A 26,710-nucleotide genomic window follows, 5' to 3' on the forward strand; every position below is an offset into this window, starting at 1 on the left:
TCGGGTCCGCGCCCGTGGACCCCGTCCCGTCACCCGTGGACCCCGTCCTGTCAGGTGACCGCTTCCGGCCAGCCGTAGCCCGGTCCGGTGCGCTGGGGTACGGTCCCCGCGCCGGCCGCGTCCATCTCCCGGTTGGCCACCCTCATGAGCTTGCCCGCCAGGTCCTTCATCGCGCGGCTCGCGGCGAGGTCGTCGCCGATCGCGGGCACGTCCACGTCCTCGGGGTTGCGCCGGGCCGAGCCGTGGCCCGTGAGGGTCGAGGTGCCGGTCCTCAGTCTGGCCTCGGCCTTGGTCCGGCCGCCGTCCTCGACCAGTTCCACGCCGACCGTCCACTCCTGGGTACGGGTCATGGTCCGCCTCCTCGCGCACGGGCCGCGCGGAAGCGAGGCGCGGCCCCTTCCGGGTCCTTCCAGGATCCCCCGGCACGGCTCCGGGCGCGCGGGGAGGCCCCGGTGCCGCGTGCCCGGGAACGGCCCGGGGCTCAGGGGGCGCGGAAGAGGCGCGGGAAGCGCGGCGCGAGCCAGGGCCTGCGCCCCCAGCCGAGCGCCTTGCCCCGGACGATCGTGGGCCAGGGGTCGACCCGGCCCAGGGCGAGGAGGAGGAAGGCGACCGGTTCGGTGAGGATCACGCAGTCCGGCCGGGCGGGCGGCTCCTCGGTGACCTCGACCGCGCCGTCGGCCACCAGGACACCGAATTCCGGGCCGCCCCGGAGCCGTATCGCGTAGCGCGCGGTCAGCCCGGCGACGGCCGCCGGGTCCGTCACCCGGGGCATCACCCGCAGCACGAACGGCAGGCTCAGCTCGACCCGGCGCGCGTCCAGCATGTGGGGGCGACCGAGGGCGCCGGCCAGGTCGTAGCCGTGCCCGAGCATGTGGGCCAGCAGGTACGAGCCGAGGTGGGCCGGGGACAGCGGGCCGAGCGGGGTGGTGAGGAGCATCTCCGGGTCGCACTCCTCCACGACCGTGAGGAAGGTGGCGGCCCGCTCGGTGATCATGGCGGCGAGGGGTCCGGGCTTCCGCTCGGCGAAACGGGCGAGGGCCCGCTCGTTGGCCTCGGCCAGGCTGGCGGGGGTGCCGTCGCCATGGGGCACTTCCCGGCCCTCGGCCAGCGCGACCATGAGCGCGTTGGCCTGCGCGAGGTGCGCGGTGGCCTCCCCGACGGTCCAGGTGGAGCGGGGTACCGGGAGCGCGGAGACGCGGTCGGTGTCCGATTCGGTGCGCAGGACCTCCGCGATGTCCTCGGCGGTCCCCAGGATCGCCTCCGCGAGCCCGTGCGGCAGCACCCCGTCCGCTCGTTCCAGCATCTCCGTGCCCCTCCCCTGGCTGCGCGGCGGCCCTCGGCGGGACACCGCCCGGCCAGGGACCGTACCAGTGGGTAGCCCGTAGGTCATCGCCTGCGGGGACGGTTCTCCGGATCCGTCGGCGGGTTCGGGGGCGGCGGGGTCCGGCCGGGGGCGGGGAGCGTACCGGCCAGGGTGAGGGTGACGAGCCGGGCGGCGAGGTGCTCGTCGAGCGGGGCGCCGCTGATGAGGGCGCGGGTGAACAGGGCGCCGCCGATGGCCTCGATGACGAGACCGGGGTCCGTGTCCGGGGCGAGTTCGCCGCGCTCGACGCCCCGCCGGACCATGACGGCGCCGCGTTCGAGGCGGTCGGTCCAGTAGGAGAGGCGGCGGTCCGGCAGGGTGTCGTCGCGTTCGGCGCTCAGGCGGAGCAGCGCCTCGCCCTGCGCCGTCGCGAGGAGCCGGGCGAGCGTGCCGAAGTAGGCGGTGAGGTCGTCGTGGACGCGTCCGGTGTCCGGGACGGGCAGCGCCGTGTCGAACTGTTCGCCCAGCGCTTCCAGGATCAGGTTCTCGCGGGTCCCCCAGCGCCGGTAGACGGAGGTCTCGTGGACGCCTGCGGCGCGGGCGACGGCTCCGACGGTGGTCCCGGCGAGACCGTGTTCGGTGAGGACGTCGACGGTGGCGGCGAGGACGGCGGAGCGCATCCGGGCTCCTCGGCGGCGCAGGGGCGGTGCGGTCGGGTCGGAGGAGGCCATGCCCGCATCGTAACGCAGGTCCACTTGCTTTACCCGGAGGCCGGGCGTACGTTCATCGCAAGGCGACTTGCGTTACGGGCCCCGCCCGGAGCCCGCTCGGGTGAAAGGGCTCCGCCCGGAGCCCCCGGGGGTCGCCGCCGCGTCAAGGAGGCCATGTCATGGAGCAGATGCTCGCCGCCCGGCTGCACATCCCCAGCCGCACTCTGCGGATCGAGGAGGTGGCGAAGCCCTCCCCCGGCCCCGGCCAGGTCCTGGTGAAGGTGGAGGCGGCGGGCGTCTGCCTGTCGGACGTCCATCTGATCGACGGCACCCTCACGCCGCTGCTGCTGAGCGGCGACACGGTGACCCTGGGCCACGAGGTGTCCGGCACCATCGCGGAGACCGGACCGGGCGTCACCCGCTGGACCCCGGGTCAGCGGGTCGTGCTGTACGCCGGTGAGGTCCGCGACGGTGTCACGTACACCCGCGGTGTGGACTACGACGGCGGCTGGGCCGAGTACGCGCTCTCCGCCGAGAACGCCCTCACGGAGCTTCCTGCGGCCATCCCCTTCGACCAGGGCGCGATCATCCCGGACGCGGTCTCCACCCCGTGGGGCGCGATCACCGTCACGGGCGCCGTGAAGCCCGCAGAGGCGGTCGGCGTCTGGGGCGTCGGCGGGCTCGGCGTCCACGCCGTGCAGTTGCTGCGGGCCGTCGGCGCGTGCCCCGTCATCGCGGTCGACCCCAATCCCGTGGCCCGTGAGCGTGCCCTCACCCAGGGTGCGGACCTGGCGCTCGACCCCGCCGACCCGGCTCTGCGCGAGCGGATCGGCGAGGCGACCGGCGGGACCGGTCTCGCCGCCGCCTTCGACTTCGCCGGGGTGCCGGCCGTCCGCGAGCAGGCGCTCTCGGTGCTCGCCCGCAAGGGCCGGCTGGTCCTCGTCGGCCTGACCGACAAGCCGCTGAACATCGCCGACGGCACCCGTTTCAGCTACCTCCAGCAGCAGGTCCTCGGCCACTACGGCTCCGACATGCCGGTCGCGCTGCCGCAGCTGCTGTCCCTACTCCAGGGCGGGCGGCTCGACTTCTCCGGGTCGATCAGCGGTGAACTCCCGCTGGCGCGGGCGGCCGAGGCGGTGGAGCGGCTGGAGAACAAGACGGGCGACCCGATCCGTCTGATCCTGCGCCCCTGACCGGACAGACCGGTCCTGTCTCTCCGCCGGGGCCAGGGCCAGGGCCTACCCCGCCGGGACCGATCCGTTCCCCCCGGCCGGGACCGGCCCATTCCCCTCCCCCGCCCGGGACCGGCCCATTCCCCCCGGCCAGGATCGGTCCGTTCCCCGCCGGGGCCGGGCTATTTCCCGCCAAGGCCGGGCCGTTCCCCGCTAGGGTCGGGCCGAGGAGAGCACCGACCGGGGGGATCACTCATGACGGCGAAGGACACACCGCCCATCGTCTTCGTCCACGGGACGCGGTTCAGCGCGGGGCAGTGGAGCCCGCAGCTCGCCGCCCTGCGCGAGGACTTCCCGGTGGCGGCCGTCGATCTCCCGGGCCACGGTTCCCGCTCCGGCCGGCCCTGGAGTCTGGCGGCAGCGACCGAGGTGATCGCCGCAGCCGTGGAAGCGCTCGGCAGCGGTCCGGCGCTCGTCGTCGGGCACTCCCTGGGCGGGTACGCCTCGCTGGAGTTCGCCCGGCGGTGTCCAGAGCACCTGCGCGGCCTCGTCCTCGCGGGGGCCAGCGCCTCGACCCGGGGCGCGCGGACGCTGCCGTACCGATGGGCGGCGGGGCTCGTACCGCGTGTGTCCCCGGGCCTGCTGACCCGGTGGAACGACAAGCTGCTACGCCGGCTCTACCCGCCCGAGGTGGTGGCCGAAACCATACGATCGGGCTACGCGTTCCACACGCTTCCGGCCGCCTGGGGCGAGGTGCTCGGCCGATTCGACGCGAGCGCCATGCGGCACGTGAGGGCTCCCGTCCTGATCCTCAACGGCGAGAAGGACACCCTCTTCCGGTCCGACGAGCGCGCCTTCGCCCGCGCGCACCCCGCCGCCCGCGTCGAATTGATCCCCCGGGCCCGGCATCTGGCGAACTTCGACGCGCCGGACGCCTTCACCGACGCCGTCCGCCGTTTCGCCCGGGAGCTGCCCGCCCGGACCTGAGGAACGGGACGGCTCAGAGGCCCACATCCCGTGCCCCGAGGTCCTCCAGGGTCTCCCGGCGCACCAGGAGCCGGGACCGGCCCTCGTGGACGGCGACGACCGGCGGACGTCCGACGAGGTTGTACGAGGAGGCCATCGACAGGTGGTAGGCGCCCGCCACCGGCACCGCGAGCAGGTCCCCCGGGTGCACGTCGGCGGGGAGCGGGACGTCCTCGGCGACGATGTCCCCGGCTTCGCAGTGGCGTCCGACGACCGTCACGCGCGCGGGCCCGGCTCCCGAGCGCCTGCCGATCAGCCGGGGCGCGTACCGCACCCCGTACAGGGCGGGGCGCGGGTTGTCGCTCATCCCGCCGTCCACCGCCACGAAGGTCCGGCCGGGGCTCCGCTTCACCGCGAGCACCCGGTAGATCGCCACTCCGGCGGGACCGGTGACCGCGCGCCCCGGTTCGAGGATCAGACGCGGGACGGGAAGTCCGGCGGCGGCGCAGCTCGCGGCCAGTTCGGCGCGGACCCGCCGAGCGAGGTCGGCGAGGTCGAGGGCGGGTTCGCCGGGGCGGTGGGCGATGCCGTGCCCGCCGCCGAGGTCGAGTTCCGGCAGGGCGACCCCGTGGGTGTCGCGGACCCTGGCCATCAGGCCGACGAGCCGCCGTACGGCCACCAGATAGGGCTTGACGTCCGTGATCTGCGAGCCCAGATGGCAGTGGATCCCGGTCAGTTCGAGCCGTGGCTGCTCCAGTACGCGCGCGAGGGCGTGCTGGGCGTGCCCGTCGCCGAGGGAGAGACCGAACTTCTGGTCGTCGGTGCCGGTCCGGATCTTCCGGTGGCCGCCCGCCGCGATCCCCGGTGTCACCCGGACCATGACCTTCTGGCGGTCTCCCGCGCCGACGGCGGCGGCGATGCGGGCGATCTCGGAGGGGGTGTCGATGACGATGCGGCCGACTCCGAGGCGCAGGGCGCTCTCCAGGTCGCGCGGCGATTTGGCGTTGCCGTGGAGCAGGATCCGCTCGGGCGGGAACCCGGCGGCCACGGCGAGTTCGAGTTCCCCGGCGGAGCAGACGTCGAGTCCCAGCCCCTCCTCGGCGACCCAGCGGGTGACGGCACGGCAGAGGAAGGCCTTGGCCGCGTAGTGGATCCCGGCTCCGGGGAAGGCCGCCCGATAGGCACGGCAGCGCTCGCGGACCTCGGCTTCGTCCAGGACGTAGACGGGGGTCCCGTACTCCTCGGCGATCCCGGCGAGCGGCACACCACCGACGAGAAGGCTCCCGTGAGCCTGCTCGGTGACGCTCCGGGGCCAGACGGAGAGGGCGGATGCGGGGGTACAGGGGTCGGCGGGGGCGGCGGTGAGGGGAAGCGTGGTCATCTCGGGCCCCCTTCAGCGCGTGAGAGCCGTGACGGGGCGCGGGGTGGGGCCTTGCGCGCCGCAGGTCTCGACGGCGAGGACGTCCGGGGTCCGGATCGGCGCCGACACCGGGGACGGCGCCGTGAGCACCGGGTCGACCGTCAAGGCGCGGACTCCCAGTGGCTCCATCAGGGCGCGCAGGGCCGGCTCGGAGAGGCCGATCCAGGGGCGGCCGGTTCCGAGGGCGGCCGTGAGCCGGGCCGGGTCGGTGAAGGCGACGGCGGTCCGGTCGCCGACGGGCGTACGGAAGAGGCGGACGGCCGTGTGGCCGTGCGGGCCCGGCCGGACGGGGACGCAGAGCCGCCCGGCCGGGAGGGGTTCGGCGGGCTCGGGATCGTCTCCGTACAGGGTGTGCTTCATGGTCGCCTCCGGGGTCGGGTGGTCGGGTCCCGGCACGATCGCACCGGGTTCCTCGAACGCTATGCCCGGCGGCCACCCCGCCCGTGCTCTCCCTGACGCACCCCTGACGTCAGGGGTGCGTACAGATACGGGCCTCTGACGCGTCCCTGGGGACCTGCGGGCCACCAGAGTCCCGGTGCGCCGGTCCCTCATCCTCCGGTAGAGCGTCAGGCGGCTCGGCCAGTCGGGGCGCGGGGCGGACGCGGCGTACGGTGGCAGGAGGACAGGGGCGGGTGCGTCGTTGACGCGTGTGCCGGTGGCGGCGAGAAAACACGGCATCCCCAGCGTGCGCATGGCATGAGGGGTGCGAGGTATCCGCCGGGAGGGCACCCTCCCGCCGCTACCCCCGCCGCTACCGCGGCCAAGGAGACCGACGACCTTGCACCTCGATCTGATCGTCATCTAAACGGACCGGCTCGACGCCTGCCGCGCCTTCTACACCGGCCTGGTCCTGTCCCTCGCACCGGAGCAGCACGGCACCGGTCCCCAGCACCACGCCGCAACTCTGGAAAGCGGCACGGTGATCGAGCTGTACCCGACGGTCTCACGCCCCGCCACCGGCTACCTCCGCCTGGGCCTGACCACCACCACGACAACCCGCTCCCCCCGGCCACGGTCCGCTCACCGCTCACCGCTCACCCCGCAGGCTTCGTCGACGGCTCGGCGACGGTGAGGACGATCGTGCGGCCGTCCGGGTCGGCAAGGGTGTACCGGCCGGGGGAGCGGGTTGTCGTGGTGGTGGTCAGGATCCATCTGTCGCCGATGACCGACCCTCCGCACCTGGGGTGCCAGCCGTCGGTGGCCTGCTGCCGCACGGAGACCTGGTACGGGTACGTGCCTTCGGGGGCGTCCGTCCCGTCGACGAGTGGATGCAGCCGCGCTACCAGTGTCGGCCTGCTGCGCCATGGCGGCGTCCACATACGCGGTCGACCAGGGCGAAGACGGTCAGGGCGACCGTCGACGCGGTCCCCATGACCAGGGCATCCGCCACATACCGGCCCAGGTCCGGCCGCAGGATGTCCACAAGCCCGAACAGCACGAAAAAACCCGCGAGGCACGCCGCGACAGCCGCCCGCCAGCAGCGGTGATACGCAATGAACCACTGGGTCAAGCCCAGGCCGATCACGGGTGCAGGGGACAGCTGCGGCTCATCGAGGGCGGCGAACACCCCGTATCCCAGCCCGCTGATCGCCCAGCAGGCGGCGCTCACGAGTGCCGTCTCGCTCCAGGACACGGGCCGCTTCACTTGTGCCGTCTGTGCCGGCCACTGACGGCACCACCAGTCCGACGGCGCGCTCGCCACTGGGACACGCATGCCGCGATCACAGAAAAGATCAGGAGCGGTCCGGCAGCCCAGTGGAGCACGGCCATCGGCCAGGCCGGCTCCTTGCCGGCCAGCATGGTCGTCATCCTGGCAGCCATGCCGATGCCCAGCAGCACATGGGCGAGACCCCAGGTGCGGGCCACCCACACGGGACCCTCGATCGGCTGCGGCGGCCGGTGCGGCCGGAGCACGGCCCGCCCTCCCAGCCACACCGAGCCCAGTGCCATGACCGTCATGAACACTCCCCCAGCCGTCTCCAGCCCATCGGTCTGGATCCCGAACATCCGCGCCCCGCTCTTCTCACGTCATGCCGCCTCCCACACCAAGGCCCGCACCGGGTCGCCATGATGGCGTTCCGGATGCGACACCTCATGTGCAGGGCGCGGCAGGTGGTGGGAGCAGTTGTCTTCCGGCATCCGGCAATGTGGGGAGGAGCGACGGGAAAGCGCGTTGTTCGTCGAATTGCGGCGGGTCTTGAGGCAGTGGTGGAGCCGACCGAGGAAGTGGTTGAGCGGGTGTCGTCGTGCGGCGGCATGCCCGTCTCCGTGTTCGCGTCGGTGGTGAGCATTGGCTTCGGGGGAGGCGGTGAGGGCGGCGAAGTCCCGGAGGAAGCCGACGTCGACGAGGCGGCTGCGGCCGCCTCCGCGAGATCGTCCACGGCCTGGCAGGTGGCGTCCAACTGCTTGAGCAGGGCCAGGAGCTGGTGGCCGAAGACGTCCTCGGCGCCGGGCGGCTGGTGGGCGTACTCGGCGCGGAAGTCGTCCCGCGGCCGCTCGGCTTCCGCGTCGCAGCCGCGGAGGCGGCCGCTGCGTTTGGCCGGGCAATACCGCCACTGAGCTTGCTTGATGGCCTTGGGCACCCGAATCCGCTAGCGTCTGCCCGGCCAGCCCATGAAGAGGCCAGGAGGTATCGTTGTCCTCGGCACCACCACCCCCCGGCAGTGACCCGAGCCCGACTCCGGATTCGGCTTCCGAACCAGCACCTCCCCCGCAGCGCCCGTCGCGCACGCGTCAGACAAGGGAGTGGTTCGGCGGTCTGACCGAGGCGGGGAAAGTCGCTCTTGTCGCCGCAGTGATCACGACCGTCGGCGGCGGGATGTTCGGCGTGGCCATCGCCGTCACCACCGCGTTGGCCTCCGGTGGGGACAGCGCTGAAAGCGGCGGAAACAAACAGGCCACGGTTGCTACCGAAACGCCTTCCCCGCAGAAGACTTCTCACGATCAGCCGAATACCGTCCTGCCGACCAGCGCCATCGAGTGCAAGGTTCGCGACGAAGTCCTGTACTGCACGGGCAGCCTGTCCGAGATCAAGTTGCGCCGTCAACGCAGCACGGACACCGAGGTCGTTTACACGCTCAACGGCCAACCCAGCCGATATTTATGCTGGGGACATGGCCAGTTCTACTCGGAAGGCAACGACATCTGGTATTGGACGCAGTTCAAGGGCCAGGATTACTGGGGCAATGTCCGGGCGGTGGATTTGGGCCTGGGGGACACTCCGGTCAATGGCCTACCTGAATGCAGTACCCCTGCCGCGCGGGCAAGGTAGGGAAAGGCGGAGACCTTTCCGGACCTCCCGTGCGGTGCGACCGCGGGGGCGGGAATTCCGCCGGGCGGGGTGAACCTGTGCACGGACCGGGTTTCGGCAGTCGCTTGGTGGCGGTGCGCCTCGGCGTGACCAAGCGGCCGTGGCTGCCGTTCGGCTGGCCGGCACTCGCCGCTCTGGTCGTCGGCGGTCAGCACTGCATTCCGCAGCCGTGGTCGGCGGTCGTCATCCCGTGGGGCTGTTCGCCGCGCTGAGCCTCGCCTGCCGGGACAAGCCCGGGAGCCGAATCCGTCCGGCGGGTGAGGCCCGCAGCCGGAGCCGGCCGGACCGACCTCCCCTGAGCCGTGGCACGACCTGCCCTGCGCACACCGGACCAGGACCAGGCCGTTTCCCGTGGATCACATGCCGTCGATATCCGCCATATCCGTGTACACCGAATCATCTCTGACGCTTGGTCAAAAAAGTCGGCATCGAGTCGGCAAGAGTTCCGCCAACACCCGTTTCCGACCGCCGCGGACCGCTAAGATCCACAACCATCCATACGCCCTCCGATCTGCGAGAACACAGCTCAGCGCGCTATCTGTTCACCTAACGAGGAGAGTCAGTTGAGGATGCTCATCAACGTTCCGGAGACCGTCGTCGCCGACGCCCTGCGCGGAATGGCCGCCGCGCACCCCGAGTTGACCGTGGACGTGGAGCGGCGGATCGTTCTGCGGCGGGACGCGCCCGTCGCCGGGCAGGTCGCGCTGGTGTCCGGCGGAGGGTCCGGGCACGAGCCCCTGCACGGCGGTTTCGTGGGACCCGGCATGCTCGCCGCCGCGTGTCCCGGCGAAGTGTTCACCTCCCCCGTTCCCGATCAGATGGTGCGGGCGGCAGCAGCCGTCGACAGCGGCGCCGGAGTGCTGTTCATCGTCAAGAACTACACCGGCGACGTGCTGAACTTCGAGATGGCGGCCGAACTTGCCGAGGACGAGGGCATCCAGGTCGCCAAGGTCCTCGTCGACGACGACGTCGCCGTGGCCGACAGCCTCTACACGGCGGGGCGGCGCGGGACCGGGGCCACGCTCTTCGTGGAGAAGATCGCGGGCGCCGCCGCCGAGGAGGGCGCACCCCTGGAGCGGGTCGAGTCGATCGCCCGCCGGGTCAACGAACGTTCCCGTTCCTTCGGCGTGGCGCTGAGCGCCTGCACCACACCCGCCAAGGGCAGCCCCACCTTCGACCTCCCGGACGGCGAACTGGAGCTGGGCGTCGGCATCCACGGCGAACCCGGGCGTGAGCGGCGGCCGATGATGACCTCCCGGGAGATCGCGGACTTCACCGTCGACGCCGTCCTGGAGGACCTCCGCCCCTCCGGCCCGGTGATCGCCCTGGTCAACGGGATGGGCGCGACCCCGCTCCTGGAGCTGTACGGATTCAACGCCGAGGTGCAGCGGGTGCTCGGCGAGCGGGGCGTGCCCGTGGCCCGGACGCTGGTGGGGAACTACGTGACCTCGCTCGACATGGCCGGCTGCTCGGTGACCCTGTGCGAAGTGGACGAGGAACTGCTCCGGCTGTGGGACGCCCCCGTGCGGACGCCCGCGCTGCGCTGGGGCCGGTGAGACGCGGGATGGGACAGGTGGACGAGATGACGGAGACCTACGGCGCGGACTTCCTGGCGCGCTGGCTGATCGCAGCCGCCAGAGCCGTCGAGCGTGATGCGGACCGGCTCACCGAGCTGGATTCGGCCATCGGCGACGCCGACCACGGCGCCAACCTGAAGCGGGGCTTCGCCGCCGTGACCGAGACGCTGACGAAGGAGCCGCCGCAGACCCCGGGCGCGGTGCTCGCCACCGCCGGACGGGAGCTGATCTCCACCGTCGGCGGCGCCTCGGGACCCCTGTACGGCACGCTGCTGCGCCGTACGGGAAAGGCCCTGGGGGACGGCGTACGGATCACCCGGGAGGAGCTGGCGGAAGCGCTCGGCTCCGGGGTGACGGCGGTGTCCCGCCTCGGCGGCGCCCAGGTCGGCGACAAGACGATGCTGGACGCCCTGGTACCGGCCGTGGCGGGACTGCGGGAGTCGTTCGACGCGGCCCGCACGGCCGCCGAGGACGGCGCCCTCGCGACCGTACCGCTGCGGGCCCGCAAGGGCAGGGCGAGCTATCTGGGCGAGCGCTCGGAGGGGCACCAGGACCCGGGGGCGACGTCCTCCGCGCTGCTGTTCACGGCACTGGCCGAGACGGCGCACGGCGGCGGCTCCCCCGAGGGCGGCGAGACGGCAGCGGACGAGACCACACGGGGCGCGGCCCCGCACACCGAGGAGGCGTCATGAGTTCAGGAAGCGGCAAGGAACTGGTCGGCATCGTGCTCGTCTCGCACAGCGCCGCCGTCGCCAGGGCCGTGGCCGAGCTGGCACGGGGCCTCGCCGGAGGCGGGGATCTCGCCCCGATAGCCTCGGCGGGCGGCACCCCCGACGGCGGCCTGGGCACCAGCTCCGAGCTGATCCGCGCGGCGGCCGAGTCCGTCGACCGGGGAGCCGGAGTGGCGATCCTGGTCGACCTCGGCAGCGCCGTGCTCACGGTGAAGGCCCTGCTCGCCGAGGGTGACGAACTCCCCGAGGGGACCCGTCTCGCGGACGCCCCCTTCGTCGAGGGCGCGGTCGCCGCCCTCGTCACGGCCAGCGCGGGCGGCTGTATCGACGCGGTGACGGCGGCGGCTTCGGAGGCGTACGTCTACCGGAAGGAGTGAGGTTCTCGCGGCGCCCGCACACGCCCTTCCCTGGATCCCTTCACGGGAAGGGATCCCTCTTCGTCCCCTTCCGTGCGTCCCGGTCCGCAGTCGTCGGTCGGGGCGCACGGCCGGAGCCCCCGGCCTATTTATTACCGAGTAGTAGACATCACTCCTCAAATCTTCTGCAACTAGTTGCAGAAGAGAAACGCGTCCCCTAGAACTGAGGGCGACGATCCCGCTTGAGGAGGCGCCCGCATGACCCCGTACCCGCATCTGCTGAGCCCGCTCGACCTCGGGTTCACCACCTTGCCCAACCGGGTGATCATGGGGTCGATGCACGTCGGTCTCGAAGAGGCCGAGCACGGCTTCGAGCGCATGGCCGCCTTCTACGCCGAGCGCGCCCGGGGCGGCGCCGGGCTCATCGTCACCGGCGGCATCGCGCCCAACGACGCCGGACGCCCCTGGGACGGCGGCGCCCGGCTCGCCACCCCGGAGGAGGCCGTCGAGCACCGGCGGATCACCGACGCCGTCCACGAGGCCGGTGGCCGGATCGCGCTCCAGATCCTGCACTTCGGCCGGTACGCGTACCACCCCGGCCTCGTCGCCCCCAGCGCCCTCAAGGCCCCCATCAGCCCCTTCGTACCGAACGAGCTGACCGACGCCGAGGTCGAGCAGACCGTCGAGGACTACGCCCGCTGCGCCGAACTCGCCCGGGAGGCCGGGTACGACGGGGTCGAGGTGATGGGCTCCGAGGGTTATCTGATCAACGAGTTCATCGCCTCCGCGACCAACCACCGCACCGACCGCTGGGGCGGCTCCTACGAGAACCGCGTCCGCTTCCCTCTGGAGATCGTCCGCCGGATCCGCGAGCGCGTCGGCCCCGACTTCATCCTGATCTACCGGCTCTCCATGCTGGACCTCGTGCCCGGCGGCTCCACCCTGGAGGAGGTCGTCCGGCTCGCCCAGGAGATCGAGGCCGCCGGAGCCACCCTCATCAACACCGGCATCGGCTGGCACGAGGCCCGCATCCCCACCATCGCCACCTCCGTCCCGCGCGGCGCCTACACCTGGGTAACGAAGAAGCTGATGGGCGCGGTCTCCGTGCCGCTCGTCACCAGCAACCGCATCAACACCCCCGAGGTCGCGGAGGAGATCCTCGCCGACGGCCGCGCCGACATGGTCTCGCTGGCCCGCCCCTTCCTCGCCGATCCCGACTTCGTCGCCAAGGCCGCCGCCGGGCACGCCGAGACGATCAACACCTGCATCGGCTGCAACCAGGCCTGCCTCGACCACACCTTCAGCCTCAAGATCACCTCCTGTCTGGTCAACCCGCGCGCCTGCCACGAGACCGAGCTGGTCCTCTCCCCCACCCGCCGGGCCAGGCGGATCGCCATCGTCGGCGCCGGTCCCGCCGGACTCTCCTGCGCGGTGTCGGCGGCCGAACGCGGCCACGCCGTCACCCTCTTCGACGCGGCGGCCGAGATCGGCGGCCAGCTGAACATCGCCAGGAAGGTGCCCGGCAAGGAGGAGTTCGACGAGACACTGCGCTACTTCCGCGTACAGCTCGCGGAGCGCGGGGTGGAGGTCCGGCTGAACACCCCCGTCGGCGCCGCCGATCTGGACGGCTACGACGAGGTCGTCGTCGCCACCGGCGTCACGCCCCGCACTCCCGCCATCCCCGGTGTCGACCACCCCCGCGTCCTCAGCTACCTGGACGTGCTGCGGGACGGCGCGCCCGTCGGCGAGCGGGTCGCGATCATCGGCGCGGGCGGGATCGGCTTCGACGTCGCCGAGTTCCTCACGGACGGCGGGGAGGGCGCGAGCCGGGACCCCGAGACGTACTTCCGGCAGTGGGGCGTGGACACCGCCTACGAGAACCGGGGCGGCCTTCGCGCCCCCGAGCGCGGTACGCCGCCGCGTCAGGTGCATCTGCTCCAGCGCAAGGAGTCCAAGGTCGGCGCGGGCCTCGGCAAGACCACCGGCTGGATCCACCGCGCCGAGCTGAAGCACCGGGGCGTGGCGATGGTCGCGGGCGTCGGCTACGACCGGATCGACGACGAGGGCCTCCACCTCACCATCGACGGCGAGAGCCAACTGCTCCCGGTGGACACCGTGGTGCTCTGCGCGGGTCAGGAACCGCGCCGCGATCTGTACGAGGAGCTGGTGGCGGCGGGGCGTACGGCGCATCTGATCGGCGGGGCGGACGTCGCCGCCGAGCTGGATGCCAAGCGGGCGATCGACCAGGGCACCCGTCTCGCGGCCACGTTCTGAGCCGGGGCGGTCCGGCGGCGCGGGCCCGAGGGCACATGCCGGCACCGCCTCCTCCGGGCAGGAGCGATTTCCGGTCACGACCTAGGATGCGGACATGTCCCTGCCGCACGCGATCCTCACCGCGCTGCTCGAAAAGCCGTCCTCCGGCCTCGAACTGACGCGCCGCTTCGACCGGTCGATCGGCTACTTCTGGTCGGCCACCCACCAGCAGATCTACCGTGAGCTGGGCAGGCTGGAACAGGCGGGGCACATCCGCGTCCTGCCCGCTCCGGTGCCCGTACGGGGACAGCGCAAGGAGTACGAGGTGCTGCCCGCGGGCCGTGCCGAGCTGAGCGCCTGGGTCGGCGCGTCCGAGGACCCCAAGCCGATGCGGGCCGCCTTGCTGCTGCGGATGCGGGCGGCGGCGGTGGTCGGCGCGGACGGGCTCCGCGCCGAGCTTTCCCGCCATCTCGTGCTGCACCGGGAGCAGTTGGACGAGTACCTGGAGATCGAGGACCGCGACTTCCCGGCGGAGCGTCGCCGGACGGAGGCCGACCGGCTGCGCCACCTCGTCCTGAAGGGCGGGATCGAGATGGAGCGCTTCTGGGTGGAGTGGCTGACGGGCGCGCTCACGGAGCTGGGCACGGAGTGAGGACCGGGCCCCGCCCCCGCCCCGAGGGCCTGGGCTCCCCGCCGGGAAGGCTCCGGCTCCGCCGCGTGGCGACGCTTCCCCCGCAGGGGCGTCCCGCCCCGGGATAGCACGGTGTTATGGCCATACGGGATTACCCGGGCGGCCTCCGCGCGAACACCCTGGTTCCACCACTCCCCCCACGGGCGGCGCTTTCGCGCGCCGTCGGAGACGAGGAACCTTGCGTATCCACCGCATCTGGGCGACCGCGGCGGCCACGGCACTGTCCGTGCTCGCGCTGCTGGCCCCCACCGCGACGGCGGCTCCCGACCACGCTCCGGCCGGCACCACGGTCCAGGCCGCCCAGCCGATCATCGGCGGCGGCTACGCTTCGAGCGGCCCGTGGGCCGCCCGGCTCTACTCCCAGGGCCAGGAGACCTGTTCGGCCACGATCATCGCCCCCACCTGGATCCTGACCGCCAAACACTGCGTCAGCGGCGGCGGGCTCACCTTCCGGATCGGCAGCCTGGACCAGTTCAGCGGCGGGACCGTCGCCAACGGCATCCAGACGTACACGCACAGCGCGGACCTGGCGCTCGTCCGCCTCGACCGCTCCGTGTCCACGACCTACGCGACGCTGGGCCGCCCCGGCACCGTGACGGTCGGGCAGAACGTGCAGGTGTACGGCTGGGGCGCCACGTCGCAGTGCGGCTCCGAGATCAACTGCCAGTCCCGCTATCTGAAGGTCGCCAACGTGACGGTGACCAGCGGCTGCACCGACGCCTACGGCGGCTCGGCCATCTGCGCCCGGCGCGGCGACGGCATCACGGCCGGCGGCGACTCGGGCGGCCCGATGATGGCCGCCGGTGCCCAGGTCGGCGTGGCCTCCACCAGCGACCGCCAGACCAGCACGGCGTACACCAACGTGACCGCCTACCGCTCCTGGATCCAGTCGATCGCGGGCGTCTGATCCGCCGATCCCGCCGAGGCCCGTCCCCGTCGGGGGGCGGGCCTCTGCCCGTGGTGCCCGAGGCTGTCAGACGGCCGAAACCGTACGGTCCGGCCCGCCGCACGGACGGCGGAACGCGACGTGATCCGCACCGGCGTGGATACTGGACGGCTGGAGTCCACCACACGAAAGGGCGGGTATGGCCGACGAGTTGGGGCGCCGCGCGACACGTCACGCGGTGGTCATCGGGGGAAGTCTCGCTGGGCTGCTGACCGCTCGGGTACTGGCCGAGCACGCGGAGAAGGTGACGGTCGTCGAGCGCGACCGCATCCCCGAGGGGCCGGAGGCACGGTCCGGTGTCCCGCAGGCCCGGCATCTGCACGTGCTGATCAGCGGAGGGCAGCGGGCGCTCGACGAACTGCTGCCGGGGTTCACGGACGAGCTGCGGGAACTCGGCGCCCCCAAGGTGGGCTCGCCCCGGGACATGCTCCAGTGGCAGGGCGGCACCTGGTTCCGCCGTTCGGAGGAGAGCGCGTTCTTCTTCAGCGGTCCGCGGGCGCAGCTGGAGTGGCTGGTGCGGCAGCGGGTGCTCGCGGACCCGCGGATCCAGCTGGTCGACGGCACCGAGACGGTGGGCCTGGTCGGCGATTCCACCCGGGTCCGGGGCATTCGCGTCCGGGAGCGCGGCGCGGGCGCCGACAAGGAGCCCCGCACGCTCGCGGCGGATCTCGTGGTGGACGCCTCCGGGCGGTCCACGAAGGCCGCCGACTGGCTGTCGGGGATCGGCGCCGAGGCGGCGCACGAGGAGACCCTGGACACCGGTCTGGCGTACAGCACCCGGGTGTACCGGTTCGCGGAGGACGGTCTCGACACCGACGCCATCGGCTGCAACATCGTGCCCAACCCGGGTCAGCGGTACGGCGGTGTCGTGCTGCCGCTCGGCGACGGACGGCACATCGTCACCCTCTCGGGACTGCGCGGCGAGAAGCCGCCCACGGAGGACGGGGCGTTCGAGGAGTACGCGAAGCGGCTGCCCCACTCGCTGGTCAGCGACTGGCTGGACCGGGCCGAGCCGGTGTCCCCGGTGTACGGCTTCCGCAACACCTCCAACATCCGGCGCAGGTACGACCGTCCGGGGCGCAGGCCGGCCGGGTTCCTGGCCACCGGTGACGCGCTCTGCGCCTTCAACCCGGTGTACGGGCAGGGCATGGCCGTCGCCGCGATCACGGCGGTCGCGCTGCGCCGTGCGCTCGCGGACCGCAAGCGCACGCCGAGCACCCGTCGGGTGCAGCGGGCGCTGCTGGACGCCTCGCGGCAGGCCTGGGACATCTCGGCCGGAGCCGACAAGAAGATGCCCGGCGCGACCGGCGACGCGGCTCGGACGGGGCTGCGGGACAAGGTGGCGGGCTGGTATCTGGCCCGGCTCCAGGTGCGGGCGGCGGGCGACCCGGTGGTGGGTACGCCGTTCCGTGAGGCGACGATGCTGGCCGCGCCGATGTCCACGCTCTTCGCGCCCGCCGTGTTGCGCGCGGTGCTGTTCGGGCCGGTGACGCCGGGTCCGGTGGAGCCGCCGTTGCGCCGGACCGTCTGAGGACCGGGCGGCGGGCGCGAGGGACGGACGGGCCTCGGCGGGCGGCGGGCGGCGGGCGGCGGGCCAGGCAGTGGGCTCGCAGGGAGGGGGCACGGCAGGCGGGGGTACGGCGGGAGGCGGGGCAGCGGCAGGCGGGGGCACGTACTGCCGCCCACCACGCCGTCGTCCCGCCACCCCGTCCGCCGCTCTCGCGCCGCTCCCCCGCCCTTCACGCCCCCGGCGCCGCCGTCACCACGCCCGCCGCTATCGCCGCACCGAGCGCCGCGTAGTCGTCGGCGTTCTGGTTCGCGTAGGCCAGGGCGAAATCGGCCATGGCCCGGTCGAAGACGTCGGAGCCGCCCAGATAGGCGGCGATGGCGATGCGGTCGCCGGTACGGGCGTGGGCGCGGGCCAGGGCCCGGCCGCAGAGCCGCGCGTACTCCCGGAGGCCCGACGGGGACATGGTCTCGATCTCGGCCGAGCCCTTCATGTCGCGGAGTTGGCGCCAGTAGAAGTTCCGCCGCTCGGGCCCGGTCATCCAGCCGAGGAAGATGTCCCCCGCGGCCTGGGTGAGGCGCTGACCGCAGACGACGCGCTGCCCCTGGTGGGGGTAGGCGGTCGGGGTGAGATAGGGCTCAAGGACGGAGGGGACGGCTTCCTTGACCTGGAGGATGAGCGGGTCCTCGGCGTCGCGCCCCTGAAGGAGCAGGACGAAGCAGCGGGTGCCGACGCTGCCGACGCCGACGACCTTGGTGGCGGCGTCGAGGAAGTGGTGGCGGTCCAGGAGGACACGGCGCTCCTCGGAGAGCGAGCTGCGGTAGTCGCTGAAGATCTTGCCGAGGGTGACCCGGTCGACATCCGTGGCGCGTTCGAGGAGCGGCGGGTCGTCGACGAAGCGGTGGGTGCCGTGCGCGTCGGGCGCGGTCAGCCGGGCGAGGGCGTGGAGGCTGGTGCGGCGGCGGGCGCGGGCGAGGCTGTCGGCGACGCGGGTGCGTTGACCACGGCGCAGGAGGGGGACGATCTCGTCGGCGTCGATCCGTTCGTACCAGACGGCGAGTTCGCCGAGTCCGGCGAGGCGGCGCAGATGCGTCCGGTACGACTCGGCGGCGGCGAGGGCCGCGCGGTGCGCCGTGGTCTTGCTTCCGCCGTTCTGGAGGGCGGCGACGGTGACGCTGGCGGCGAGCCGTTTCACATCCCACTCGAAGGGTCCGGGGAGGGTTTCGTCGAAGTCGTCGACATCGAAGAGAAGCGCCCGTTCGGGTGAGGCGTAGACCCCGAAGTTGAGCAGGTGGGCGTCGCCGCAGAGCTGGACGGTGAGTCCGGTGTGGGGCAGGGCGGCGAGGTCGGCGGCCATGACGGCGGCGGCGCCCCTGAGGAAGGCGAAGGGGGAGGCGGCCATGCGCCCGTAGCGGAGCGGAACAAGGTGGGGCAGCCGGTCGACGGACTGGCGTTCCAGCACGTCAAGGGGGTCGGGGCGGTGGGAGCCGGGGATCCAGCGGCCGTGGGAGGAGCGGGAGACCCGATGGCGGGCGGACTTGCCCCGTGCGGCACGTTCCGACGGTGTCGTCATCCGGCCTCACCCGCCTTTTCCGCGCCGCGGTCTGGCCCCCCGTTCACCTGGTACCTCATTACACGGCGCCTCGCTCCTTTCGGCCACTCTGCCGGACCGCCCTAGCAAAATGGTTTAGACCAATGATAGGAATTGATCACGCAACCGACCCATGCGGTCACGCAGAGCGAAGAGAGGGTTTGATCATGGCCGAGCCCGTTACCGAGGCTGCGGCGGACGCGCCGCTCTATCTCCGGGTCGCCGCCGCGCTGCGCGAGGACCTCGCCAACCGGCATATCGCCCCCGGAAACAGGCTTCCATCGGAGCGTTCCCTGTCCCAGCGCTACCACGTCAACCGTCAGACCGTGCGCAGCGCGCTGCAACTCCTGCGGGACGAACGTCTCGTGGTCACCGACCGGCGCGGCACCTTCGCCTCCAGCGGTCCCGGCGGACCCGGCGGCGAGGGCGCCGCCCCGACGCCGACGGCCCGGCGGCCGATCTTCCCCGGCGGGCCGCGCGCCGCGGACTCGCTGGTCCGGGCCTCGCTCACCTGGGAGCCGCCGCCCGCGCCACTGGCGCCTCGGCTGCTGCTCACCCCGGGCGAACCGACCCTCGTGCACCGGCACATGGTGCTCGGGCCGCAGGGCAGCACGCTCCAGCGGGCGGTCTCCTGGTTCTCCCGGCCGGCGCTGTCCGAGATCCCGCAGCTGTCCCGCTACCGGCGTGGCCGGGACTGCCGCCAGCAGCCCGACCTGCGGCTGCTCTACCACTGGATGCACCAGGCGGGGCTGCGGATCACCCACCGGGAGTCGGTGGGCGTCCCCCCCGGCCCGGCGACGGCCGGGGGCGCGACCCGGCTGGTCGTCCACCGGGTGGTGACCGACCAGCACGGACACGCCCTGGAGATCACGGACATCGACTGCTCCGCCCGTTCGGCCTCCTGGACCTACGAGTTCAGCGTCTGAGGCCGCTCCCCACCCCGTCCGGCGGGGAGCCGGCGAACCGGTTCGGGGCACGCGTCAGATGATGCCCTCGGCGATCTCGGCCTCCTCGCGGGCCGTTCCGTACGCCGTCGGGGTGCCGTACGAGCGCCGGGCCACGTACCACCAGACACTGGCCAGGACGAGGACGACGACCAGCGCGATCACCGCGTAGTTCATGGTGTCGACCGTCACGGGGGACGCCTGCGGCAGGCAGAAGAGCACGGTCACGAACGCCACCCAGACGACGGCGATCCAGCCGATCGGCTTGCTCCAGCGGCCCAGGCTCCACGGGCCGGGGGTGAACCGCTTCCCGGCGCGCAGGCGCAGGAAGATCGGGATGGCGTAGGCGGGGGTGATGCCGATGACGTTGATCGCGGTCACGGCGCCGTAGGCGGTGGCCGAGTACAGGGAGGGGACGGCGAGCAGCGCGGCCACGGCCACCGAGAGCCAGACGGCGGGGACGGGGGTCTGGGTACGGCCGCTGACCTTGCGCCAGATCGCGGAGCCGGGCAGGGCGTTGTCGCGGCTGAAGGCGAAGACCATCCGGCTGGCGGCGGCGACCTCGGCGTTGCCGCAGAAGAGCTGGGCGACGATGACCACGAGGAGCAGTGCGGTGGCGCCGCCGGAGCCGAGCGCGTCCAGGAGGATCTGGGCGGGCGGGACTCCGGTGGCGCTGTTCTGCGTGGCGGCGTAGTCCTGGATGGCGAAGGTCAGTCCGGCGAGCAGGGCGAATCCGGCGAGCCAGGAGACCCAGATGGCCCGCACGATGCCCTTGGCGGCGGTGACGGAGGCGTTGGAGGTCTCCTCGGAGAGGTGGGCCGAGGCGTCGTAGCCGGAGAAGGTGTACTGGGCGAGCAGCAGACCGATGGCGGCGACGTAGAAGGGGTTCGCCCAGCCGGTGTCGTTGACGAACTCGGTGAACACGAACTCGACGGACTGGTGCCGCTCGGGGACGATCGCGAGCGCGCCGACGATGACGGCGACACCGGCGAGGTGCCACCAGACGCTGATCGAGTTGAGCAGGCTGACCAGCCGGACGCCGAAGAGGTTCAGGGTCGCGTGGAGCAGCAGGATCGCGAGGAAGATGACGAAGGTGGAGCCCGCCGTGGGCTCGAAGCCCCACTGGAGGTTGAGGAAGGCTCCGGTGAAGAGGGCGGCGCCGTAGTCGATGCCCGCGATGGCGCCGAGCAGACCGAGCAGATTCAGCCAACCCGTGTACCAGCCCCAGCGGCGTCCGCCGAGCCGGTCGGCCATGTAGTAGAGCGCGCCCGAGGTCGGATAGGCGCTGGTGACCTCGGCGAGCGCGAGCCCGACGCAGAGCACGAAGAGCCCGACGCCTGCCCAGCCCCAGAGCATGACGGCGGGACCTCCGGTGCTCAGACCGAAGCCGTACAGGGTCATGCAGCCGGAGAGGACGGAGATGACGGAGAAACTGATGGCGAAGTTGCCGAAACCGCCCATCCGGCGGGCGAGGACGGGCTGATATCCCAGCTCCCTGAGCCTCGCCTCCTCGTCCTGGACAGGTGGGGTCGTGCGTATCCCGGCGGACGCGGAGGGTGTGCGCGTCGCGTCGGGCAGTTCGGTGCGGGCCATGGGTTCCTCCGGGGCGGGGGTGAGCGGGGGGGGAAGGGTCGGGGTGCGCGGCTCTCGGGCGTCCGGCGGCGGTTCGGCCGTCCTCAGCCGCCGAGACAGCGGGCACGGGCGCGCAGGAAGACCTCTTCGGCAAGGGCGCGGTCGTCCGGATGGGGGGTCCGGTAGGCCCAGGGCAGGGTGGTGTAGTACGGGCCGAGCGCCTCGAAGACGCGGGCGGCGTCGGGGAAGCGGAGGGCCCCGTAGAGGGCGTGCGCGAGATGGTTGAGGTCGAGCAGCGAGGCGTCTTCGGCGGAGCAGAAGAAGAACCAGGTGTCGAGGGCCCGCTGGGCGTCCCGTACGGCGTCCTCGGCGACCCAGTGCAGGTCGAGGGCGCGTTCGTGACCGCGTTCGCGCCGGTAGCGCTCGACCCGTACGTAGAGCGGGAGGGCGTGCAGGGCCGAGCCCACGGGCGCGGACGAGGCGGCCCAGTGCGCGTAGTTGACGGCCTCCGAGAGCGGCCCCGGGCGCCGTGCGTAGACGAACTGGAGCATGCGGTGGTGCGCCTCGCGGTTGTGCGGGTCGCGCTTCTCCGCCTCGGCGAGCAGCCCCCAGGGTCCGGGCGGCAGCATGGGCGCGGGCGGGGTGAGGCGGTGTTCGGCCATGCGCTGGCGTGCGTCGAGGGCGGCGAGCGCGATCAGCCCGACCCAGGGCACGGGGTCCTCGGGGGCGTGGTCGGCGGCGTCCCGGCAGGCGGTCCAGGCCTCCTGCCACAGCTCCCGGGTCCGGGTGTGGCCGGCGCGGTGGGCGCGGACGGCGCGCTCGACCGTGACGCGGCTGTGCATGACGGCGGCGGCGCGGCTCCCGGGCTGCTCGGTGCGCCAGGTGTGGACGACGTCGGTACCGGCGGCGACGGCCGCGAGGACCTGGGTCCGCCGGGTCCACGCCTCCCAGTCGGCCGTCTCGTCGAGGAGTCGGGCCATCGCGACCCAGCGCCCGGTGCGTAAGTCCTGGAGGGCATGGCGCAGGGCGTGGTCGTGGCCCGCCGGGTGGTAGACGGGGCGGAAGGCTTGTGCGGCCATCAGGGCGTGGGGGGTGGTGTCGATGACATGGGTCCTCGGTGGATGGAGGGGGTGGTCAGTCCCCCGGCGGGCGTCCCGGCCGTTGATCGGCGATCACTATAGAGGGCTCTGGATGCGGCCGGTCCACTTTCTTTCACGACGATAACTATTGAGCCAGCGACTGAATTTGACTTGTTGTCAGTTAGGCGCGCCGAGGTGACGGGCTCCGGCTTCCGGGCTTGACGAAGTCCCGTCACGACGGCACCCTGACCCTTTTCGGTGACCGGATGATCACCGAGCGGATTCCACAGGACAGGAGCGGCACGATGACGGGCGGTCCCGTACTCGCCGTCGACCAGGGCACCTCGGGCACCAAGGCGCTCGTCCTGTGCCCCGAGCGCGGAGTCCTCGGCAGCGGCACGGCCCCGGTGCGGCCCCGCTATCTGCCGGGCGGTCTGGTCGAGGTCGACCCTCGTGAGCTGTACGACTCCGTGGTCGCCGCCGGACGCGCGGCCCTCGCCGACGCGGGCACCGGGGTCGTGGCCGTGGGCCTCGCCAACCAGGGCGAGACCGTCCTCGCCTGGGACCCCGTGACCGGCGAACCCCTCACCGACGCCCTCGTCTGGCAGGACCGCAGAGCCTCCGGCATCTGCACGGAACTCGCCCCGCACGAAGCCGAGTTGGCGCATCTCACCGGCCTTCCGGTGGATCCCTACTTCGCCGCGCCCAAGATGGCCTGGATACGCCGTCACGCCACCCGCTCCGGTGTGGTCACCACCAGCGATTCCTGGCTCGTCCACCGGCTCACCGGCGCCTTCGTCACCGACACGGCCACCGCAGGCCGCACCGGACTGCTCGATCTGGACACCCTCGCGTGGTCCGCGACCGCCCTCGGCCACTACGGTCTGGACGGCGAGCGCCTGCCCCGGATCGTGGACTGCGACACCCCCGTGGGCACCACTCGCGCCTTCGGGCCGCCGCTCCCCCTCACCGGCCTCCTGGTGGACCAGCAGGCGGCGCTGTTCGCGCAGAGCGCGGACGATCCGGCCGCCGCCAAGTGCACCTACGGCACCGGCGCGTTCCTCCTCGCCAGGACCGGATCCGCACCCCACCGCACTACTTCGGGCCTCGTCGGCTGCGTGGCCTGGCGGCTCCGGGGCGAGGTCACCCACTGTCTGGACGGGCAGGTGTACACGGTCGCCTCCGCCGTCCGCTGGCTCACCGACCTCGGCGTGATCGCCGGAGCCGGGGAACTCGACTCCGTCGGCGCCACCGCGCCCGACACCGGCGGGGTCGCCTTCGTCCCCGCCCTCGCCGGACTCGCCGCGCCCTGGTGGCGCGGGGACGTCCGGGGCTCGCTCACCGGGCTCGGCCTCGACACCCACCGGGGCCATCTGGTGCGCGCCCTCTGCGAGGGGATCGCCGCGCAGGTCGTGGACCTCACAGCGGCCGTCGCCGCCGAGCGGGGGGCGCCGCCGACCTCGCTGCGCGCCGACGGCGGACTCACCCGTTCGGCGCTCCTCATGCAGACCCAGGCCGATCTCCTCCAGCTTCCCGTCGAGGTGGCCTCCTCCCCCGACGCGACGGCCCTCGGCGTCGGCGCGGTGGCCCGGCTCGGCCTCGACCCGGGGCTCGCCCCGGAGCACGCCGTGCCCGCGTGGCGGCCCTCGGCCGTCTACGAGCCCCGTATCTCCCGCGACGAGGCCGAGGCGCGGCTCTCCCGATTCCGCGCGGAGGTCGCGGCGCTGGTGGAGCGCACCGGAGCCGAGGGCATGCCGCCCGACGGGGCCGGTACGCCGCCCGACGGGGCGAACGCCCTGCCCGGTGCGACCGGCGCCCTCCCCGGGGGGGCCGACGCCTCTCCCGGCGGGGCCACCCGATGAGCGTCACCCGGCGGGGGCCGCTTCCCGAAGGGCCGGGCGCCGACTACGACGTGGTGGTCGTCGGCGCGGGCGTCGTCGGCTCCGCCATCGCCCGGACGCTGGCCCGCCATCCGCTGCGGATCGCCCTCGTGGACGCCGCCGACGACGTCGGCGACGGCACGTCCAAGGCCAACACCGCGATCCTGCACACCGGTTTCGACGCCGCGCCCGGCACCCTTGAGGCCCGGCTCGTCCGCGAGGGCCACGGGCTGCTCTCGGCCTACGCGGAGGAGACCGGCATCCCCGTGGAACCGCTCGGCGCGCTTCTGGTGGCCTGGGACGGACAGCAGCTCGCCACCCTCCCCCGGCTCGCGGAGAAGGCCGCCCGCAACGGACACCACACCACCCGGCTGCTCTCCGCCGCCGAACTCCTCGAACGTGAACCCCACTTGGGACCCGGAGCGCTCGGGGCGCTCGCCGTGCCCGGCGAGTCGGTCATCTGCCCCTGGACGACGACTCTCGCGTACGCCACCCAGGCCGTCCGCTCCGGAGTGGACCTCCACCTCGGCTGCCGGGTGGAGACGGTCCGGGCGGGAGACCCGTACCACCGGCTCGTCACCCCGCGCGGAGTGCTGCGCGCCCGCCTGCTCGTCAACGCCTGCGGGCTCCACGCCGACGCGTTCGACGCGCTGGTCGGCCGGGAGGACTTCACCGTCACCCCGCGCCGGGGCCAGCTCCTCGTCTTCGACAAGTTCGCCCGCGACCTCGTCCGGCACATCCTGCTGCCCGTCCCCGGGCCGCTCGGCAAGGGGGTCCTGATCACCCCCACCGTGTACGGGAACGTCCTCCTCGGCCCCACCGCCGAGGACCTCTCCGACAAGACCGCCACCGGCACCACGGCGGACGGGCTCGCCGGGCTCCGCGCCCAGGGCGGCCGTATCCTGCCCGCCCTGCTCGACGAGGAGGTCACCGCCGTCTACGCCGGGCTCCGGGCCGCCACCGGCCAGGAGGACTACCGGATCGCGGCCCACCCGGAGCTGCGGTACGTGACGGTGGGCGGCATCCGGTCCACCGGGCTCACCGCCTCCCTCGCCATCGCGGAACACGTCCGGGGGCTGCTCGACGACTGCGGGCTCGACGCCGGACCCGAACGGCCGCTCGCCGAAGTCCGGATGCCGAACATCGGCGAGGCCTTCCCCCGGCCGTACCGGGACGCCCGGCTCATCGCCGCCGATCCCGCGTACGGGTCGATCGTCTGCCACTGCGAGCGGGTCACCCGGGGCGAGATCCGGGCCGCCCTCGCCTCCACGATCCCGCCGGCCGGACTCGACGGGCTCCGCCGCAGGACCCGCGCGCGGGGCGGTCGCTGCCAGGGGCACTACTGCGGCGCGCGGGTCCGCACCCTTGTCGAGGACCACGGACGCGAAGGGAAGGACGGCCGGTGAACCGCACGGTCGACGTGCTCGTGGTGGGGGCGGGTCCCGCCGGGCTCGCCGCCGCGACCGGACTCGCGGCGGCCGGCGCGGGCCGGGTCGAGGTCCTGGAACGGGAGCGGACCCCGGGCGGGGTCCCCCGGCACTGTGTGCGCCCCGGGTTCGGCGCGGACCTCCGGGGCCGTCCGCTGGACGGACCCGCCTTCGCCCGGCGTGCGGTGCGGGCGGCGCTCCGGGCCGGGGCGACCGTACGGACCGGGGTCTCGGCCACCGGCTGGACCGGTCCCCTGACCCTCGACGTCACCGCGCCCACCGGCCTCGAAACCATCCGAGCGCGGGCCGTGGTCCTCGCCACGGGCGCCCGTGAACGCCCCCGCAGCGCCCGGCTCGTCCCCGGCTCGCGGCCCGCCGGGGTGCTCACCACCGGGGAGCTTCAGCAGTTGGTCCCGTCCGCCCGGACGTCACGGGAGCCCGTCGGGCGACGGGCCGTGGTCGTCGGCGGCGACCCGGTGGCGCGCGGCGCGGTGCGGACCCTGCGCGCGGCCGGGATCGACGTGGTGGCGGTCGTCTGCGAACGCCCGGCGCGCCACGGCGCGTTCGGTCCTGTGCCGGTGCTCGCGGAGACGGTGGTGACGGAGCTGCATGGGCGCGGACGGCTCACCGGGGTGGCGGTGCGGGGCGGCGACGGGCGCACCGGCGTCCTGCGCTGCGACACCGTGGTGTTCACCGGGGACTGGATCCCCGACCACGAACTGGCCCGTGCCTGCGGGCTGCCCCTCGCCCCGGGCACCCGGGGGCCGGTCACGGACGGCGCCTTCCGCACCGCCGAGCCGGGGGTCTTCGCCGTCGGCAGTCTGCTGCACGGCGGGGAATCCGCGCGGACCGCCGCCGCCGAGGGCCGGGCGGTGACGGCGGCGGTGCTCGGGCACCTCGCCGGACGGCCCTGGCCCGAGGGCCGAGTGCCGATCACGGCGGCGGGAGCGCTGCACCGGGTGACACCCGGGCTCCTCGGACCGGACCCGGTGCCCCTGCTCGTACGACCGCAGCGACGGCTCGTACGACCGGTCCTGACGGTCGCCCAGGACGGCGTTCCATCGCGGCGGGAGCGGCTGCGGGGGACGCTCGATCCCGGGCGCCCGGTGCGTCTCGGGGAGTGGTGGACGAGCGGGGTGGATCTCGCGGGCGGACCGGTGGTGCTCGGCACGGAGGAGTGAGTCCCGGGGCGAGGTGGCCACCATGGGTGGGTCCCCGGGGGTGGGTCGTCGGCCTGCCGGGCAATAGTGGACCCCAGGACGGACAGCGGTCCCG

At 73.2% G+C, this 26,710-nt stretch carries 26 protein-coding genes and 1 pseudogene; 15 read left to right on the top strand and 12 right to left on the bottom strand.

The features are described 5' to 3' along the window. Positions 1-50: 50 nt before the first annotated feature. The 3 genes from BU197_RS10240 to BU197_RS10250 all read right to left on the bottom strand — a co-directional run bounded on the left by BU197_RS10240 (position 51) and on the right by BU197_RS10250 (position 2,034). A complete protein-coding gene (locus BU197_RS10240; protein WP_188267936.1) occupies positions 51-350 on the bottom strand; it encodes a DUF1876 domain-containing protein in 300 nt (99 codons plus the stop codon). 131 nt (positions 351-481) lie between these two features. Further along, positions 482-1,303, bottom strand: coding sequence for a maleylpyruvate isomerase family mycothiol-dependent enzyme (locus BU197_RS10245; RefSeq protein WP_188267937.1), 822 nt, complete (start codon positions 1,301-1,303; stop codon positions 482-484). 83 nt (positions 1,304-1,386) lie between these two features. After that, positions 1,387-2,034, bottom strand: a complete 648-nt coding sequence (locus BU197_RS10250; RefSeq protein WP_188267938.1) for a TetR/AcrR family transcriptional regulator — start codon at positions 2,032-2,034, stop codon at positions 1,387-1,389. Between the two features lie 158 nt (positions 2,035-2,192). Here BU197_RS10250 and BU197_RS10255 point away from each other — a divergent pair, with 158 nt between their 5' ends. Continuing rightward, positions 2,193-3,206 carry a zinc-binding dehydrogenase gene (locus BU197_RS10255; RefSeq protein WP_188267939.1) on the top strand — a complete coding sequence of 338 codons (1,014 nt, stop codon included), beginning with the start codon at positions 2,193-2,195 and terminating at the stop codon, positions 3,204-3,206. A 234-nt stretch (positions 3,207-3,440) separates the two neighbouring features. Next, the gene (locus tag BU197_RS10260) at positions 3,441-4,172 is read left to right on the top strand and encodes an alpha/beta fold hydrolase (RefSeq protein WP_188267940.1); all 732 of its coding nucleotides are present in this window, start codon (positions 3,441-3,443) and stop codon (positions 4,170-4,172) included. A 13-nt stretch (positions 4,173-4,185) separates the two neighbouring features. Here BU197_RS10260 and lysA read toward each other — a convergent pair whose 3' ends face one another. The 6 genes and pseudogenes from lysA to BU197_RS30350 all read right to left on the bottom strand — a co-directional run. Beyond that, positions 4,186-5,532 carry a diaminopimelate decarboxylase gene (gene lysA / locus BU197_RS10265; protein ID WP_188267941.1) on the bottom strand — a complete coding sequence of 449 codons (1,347 nt, stop codon included), beginning with the start codon at positions 5,530-5,532 and terminating at the stop codon, positions 4,186-4,188. 12 nt (positions 5,533-5,544) lie between these two features. Next, on the bottom strand, positions 5,545-5,931 hold the full coding sequence (locus tag BU197_RS10270; RefSeq protein ID WP_223183064.1) for an SAV_915 family protein: 387 nt from the start codon (positions 5,929-5,931) through the stop codon (positions 5,545-5,547). Positions 5,932-6,605: 674 nt separating this feature from the next. Next, positions 6,606-6,890, bottom strand: coding sequence for a trypsin-like serine protease (locus BU197_RS10275; RefSeq protein ID WP_188267942.1), 285 nt, complete (start codon positions 6,888-6,890; stop codon positions 6,606-6,608). Then, positions 6,851-7,204: a hypothetical protein gene (locus BU197_RS10280; protein ID WP_317452143.1), complete on the bottom strand. Its 354-nt coding sequence runs from the start codon at positions 7,202-7,204 to the stop codon at positions 6,851-6,853. The genes BU197_RS10275 and BU197_RS10280 overlap by 40 nt, the downstream gene beginning before the upstream one ends. An 8-nt stretch (positions 7,205-7,212) precedes the next feature. Beyond that, positions 7,213-7,578: a hypothetical protein gene (locus BU197_RS10285; protein ID WP_188267944.1), complete on the bottom strand. Its 366-nt coding sequence runs from the start codon at positions 7,576-7,578 to the stop codon at positions 7,213-7,215. 85 nt (positions 7,579-7,663) lie between these two features. Beyond that, positions 7,664-8,108, bottom strand: a pseudogene (locus tag BU197_RS30350) (hypothetical protein); the annotation flags it as partial. Positions 8,109-8,365: 257 nt separating this feature from the next. On the opposite strand from BU197_RS30350, the gene BU197_RS10290 reads away from it, so the two are divergent. The 9 genes from BU197_RS10290 to BU197_RS10325 all read left to right on the top strand — a co-directional run bounded on the left by BU197_RS10290 (position 8,366) and on the right by BU197_RS10325 (position 16,966). Beyond that, a complete protein-coding gene (locus tag BU197_RS10290; RefSeq protein WP_188267945.1) occupies positions 8,366-8,842 on the top strand; it encodes a hypothetical protein in 477 nt (158 codons plus the stop codon). A 125-nt stretch (positions 8,843-8,967) separates the two neighbouring features. Continuing rightward, positions 8,968-9,093, top strand: coding sequence for a hypothetical protein (locus tag BU197_RS30955; protein WP_262928236.1), 126 nt, complete (start codon positions 8,968-8,970; stop codon positions 9,091-9,093). A gap of 351 nt (positions 9,094-9,444) precedes the next feature. After that, positions 9,445-10,437, top strand: coding sequence for a dihydroxyacetone kinase subunit DhaK (gene dhaK, locus BU197_RS10295; protein ID WP_188267946.1), 993 nt, complete (start codon positions 9,445-9,447; stop codon positions 10,435-10,437). A gap of 26 nt (positions 10,438-10,463) precedes the next feature. Beyond that, positions 10,464-11,150: a dihydroxyacetone kinase subunit DhaL gene (gene dhaL, locus BU197_RS10300; protein WP_188267947.1), complete on the top strand. Its 687-nt coding sequence runs from the start codon at positions 10,464-10,466 to the stop codon at positions 11,148-11,150. Next, positions 11,147-11,566, top strand: a complete 420-nt coding sequence (locus BU197_RS10305) for a PTS-dependent dihydroxyacetone kinase phosphotransferase subunit DhaM (RefSeq protein ID WP_188267948.1) — start codon at positions 11,147-11,149, stop codon at positions 11,564-11,566. The genes dhaL and BU197_RS10305 overlap by 4 nt, the downstream gene beginning before the upstream one ends. A 237-nt stretch (positions 11,567-11,803) precedes the next feature. Next, positions 11,804-13,819 carry an NADPH-dependent 2,4-dienoyl-CoA reductase gene (locus BU197_RS10310; RefSeq protein ID WP_188267949.1) on the top strand — a complete coding sequence of 672 codons (2,016 nt, stop codon included), beginning with the start codon at positions 11,804-11,806 and terminating at the stop codon, positions 13,817-13,819. Positions 13,820-13,913: 94 nt separating this feature from the next. Beyond that, positions 13,914-14,450: a PadR family transcriptional regulator gene (locus tag BU197_RS10315; protein ID WP_188267950.1), complete on the top strand. Its 537-nt coding sequence runs from the start codon at positions 13,914-13,916 to the stop codon at positions 14,448-14,450. Positions 14,451-14,667: 217 nt separating this feature from the next. After that, a complete protein-coding gene (locus tag BU197_RS10320; protein ID WP_188267951.1) occupies positions 14,668-15,396 on the top strand; it encodes a S1 family peptidase in 729 nt (242 codons plus the stop codon). A 178-nt stretch (positions 15,397-15,574) separates the two neighbouring features. Beyond that, complete coding sequence (locus tag BU197_RS10325) at positions 15,575-16,966, top strand: NAD(P)/FAD-dependent oxidoreductase (protein ID WP_188267952.1); 1,392 nt, start codon at positions 15,575-15,577, stop codon at positions 16,964-16,966. Between the two features lie 208 nt (positions 16,967-17,174). On the opposite strand, the gene BU197_RS10330 is transcribed toward BU197_RS10325, so the two are convergent. Then, positions 17,175-18,515 carry a DUF2252 domain-containing protein gene (locus BU197_RS10330; protein WP_188267953.1) on the bottom strand — a complete coding sequence of 447 codons (1,341 nt, stop codon included), beginning with the start codon at positions 18,513-18,515 and terminating at the stop codon, positions 17,175-17,177. Between the two features lie 185 nt (positions 18,516-18,700). Between BU197_RS10330 and BU197_RS10335 the strand changes: the two genes are divergently transcribed. After that, positions 18,701-19,459 (top strand): winged helix-turn-helix domain-containing protein, encoded by a 759-nt coding sequence (locus BU197_RS10335; RefSeq protein WP_188267954.1) that lies wholly within the window; start codon positions 18,701-18,703, stop codon positions 19,457-19,459. Between the two features lie 54 nt (positions 19,460-19,513). Here the strand turns inward: BU197_RS10335 and BU197_RS10340 are convergent, their stop codons facing one another. Together BU197_RS10340 and BU197_RS10345 are read right to left on the bottom strand one after the other, a co-directional pair. Continuing rightward, positions 19,514-21,070, bottom strand: a complete 1,557-nt coding sequence (locus BU197_RS10340; RefSeq protein WP_223183065.1) for an amino acid permease — start codon at positions 21,068-21,070, stop codon at positions 19,514-19,516. An 83-nt stretch (positions 21,071-21,153) separates the two neighbouring features. After that, entirely contained in the window at positions 21,154-22,128 is a 975-nt protein-coding gene (locus tag BU197_RS10345) for a hypothetical protein (RefSeq protein ID WP_188267955.1), read from the bottom strand. A gap of 305 nt (positions 22,129-22,433) precedes the next feature. On the opposite strand from BU197_RS10345, the gene BU197_RS10350 reads away from it, so the two are divergent. From BU197_RS10350 to BU197_RS10360, 3 genes are read left to right on the top strand one after another with little or no spacing between them, the layout of a single operon-like run. Beyond that, positions 22,434-23,990, top strand: coding sequence for an FGGY family carbohydrate kinase (locus tag BU197_RS10350; RefSeq protein WP_188267981.1), 1,557 nt, complete (start codon positions 22,434-22,436; stop codon positions 23,988-23,990). Beyond that, positions 23,987-25,414, top strand: coding sequence for an FAD-dependent oxidoreductase (locus tag BU197_RS10355; RefSeq protein WP_188267956.1), 1,428 nt, complete (start codon positions 23,987-23,989; stop codon positions 25,412-25,414). Before BU197_RS10350 ends, BU197_RS10355 begins: the two co-directional genes overlap by 4 nt. Then, positions 25,411-26,616, top strand: coding sequence for an FAD-dependent oxidoreductase (locus BU197_RS10360; RefSeq protein WP_188267957.1), 1,206 nt, complete (start codon positions 25,411-25,413; stop codon positions 26,614-26,616). The genes BU197_RS10355 and BU197_RS10360 overlap by 4 nt, the downstream gene beginning before the upstream one ends. The last annotated feature ends 94 nt before the right edge of the window (positions 26,617-26,710 follow it).

The sequence above is a fragment of the Streptomyces sp. CBMA291 genome (assembly GCF_014596525.1).
In the GTDB taxonomy this organism is placed as follows: Bacteria; Actinomycetota; Actinomycetes; order Streptomycetales; family Streptomycetaceae; genus Streptomyces.